Source organism: Leisingera sp. F5, from assembly GCF_001593695.1.
This window is the reverse complement of sequence record NZ_LUKH01001338.1, coordinates 1-1,101: the sequence shown is the minus strand read 5'-3', so window position 1 is coordinate 1,101 and position 1,101 is coordinate 1. Positions and strand designations below refer to the sequence as shown.

General features: G+C 64.3%; 2 protein-coding genes. Both read left to right on the top strand.

Annotated elements, in window-relative coordinates; all coding sequences use genetic code 11:
• Positions 1-31 precede the first annotated feature (31 nt).
• Positions 32-187 carry an oligopeptide/dipeptide ABC transporter ATP-binding protein gene (locus tag A2I95_RS41250; protein ID WP_291738062.1) on the top strand — a complete coding sequence of 52 codons (156 nt, stop codon included), beginning with the start codon at positions 32-34 and terminating at the stop codon, positions 185-187.
• Positions 184-1,101 (top strand): ABC transporter ATP-binding protein (locus A2I95_RS41245; protein ID WP_291738061.1); only part of this gene is annotated, 918 nt, incomplete at its 3' end. The genes A2I95_RS41250 and A2I95_RS41245, both read left to right, overlap by 4 nt.

Genomic DNA, 1,101 nt, shown 5'->3' with positions numbered 1-1,101 from the left:
TCCTGGCCGTCGAACTTGACGGACCCCTCCTGTGCCGGATCTGGCCAACCTGCCCGGCGGCTGCATCTTCCGTGACCGCTGCGACCAGGCGATGCCGCGCTGCGCCGCCGAGGTGCCGCCGCTGGCGCAGTTGAAAGAAGGCCACCACGCTGCCTGCTGGCTGAACCATAAGGAGGCCGCAGAATGAGCCTGCTGGATGTGAAAGACCTCAAGACCAGCTATGGTCCGGTCAATGTGCTGGCTGGTGTCAGCTTTACTGTTGAACCCGGCGAAACTTATGCGCTGGTGGGCGAAAGCGGCTCTGGCAAGACCACGGTGATCCGGGCGATTGCCGGGATGGCACCGGCACAGGAGGGGTCCGTCAAGTTCGACGGCCAGGAGATCCGCGGTGCCTCGGAGCGCACCTTGCGGCCTCTGCGCAAGGACATTGCGATGATGTTCCAGGACCCGGTTGGCTCGCTGTCGCCGCGTTTGACGATCCGCAACCTGATCACCGAACCCTACCGGATCCAGGGTATGAAGGACCGTGATCTGGACGCCGAGGCCAAGCGGTTGCTGGAAATGGTGAACCTGCCGGCGCATTTTGCCGACCGCTATCCCTATCAGCTGTCGGGCGGGCAGGCGCGGCGGGTCGGTGTTGCCCGCGCGCTGGCGCTGGAGCCGAAGCTGATCCTGGCAGATGAACCCACCGCGGGTCTGGATGTGTCAGTCCAGGGAGAGCTTTTGAACCTGATGAACGACCTGCGTGAACGCCTGGGTCTGGCGATGGTGATCATCACCCATAACCTGAATGTGGTGCGTCATGTGGCCGACCGGATGGGCATCCTCTATCTGGGCCGTCTGGTAGAGGAAGGCACCACCGAGGCGATCTTTAAGCACCCGCGCCACCCTTACACCCGTTGCCTGCTGAGCGCGAACCCGGAACCCGACCCCGACGCCCGGCTGGAACGCATCGCCTTGAAAGGCGAGCCGCCCAGCCTGCTCAAACGCCCCTCGGGCTGCGAATTCCGCGAGCGCTGTCCGTTTGCGCAGGAGATCTGCACCCGGACCCCGCAATGGGAGGTCGAAAAAGGCCATGGGCTGCGGTGCCTGGCGCCTCTC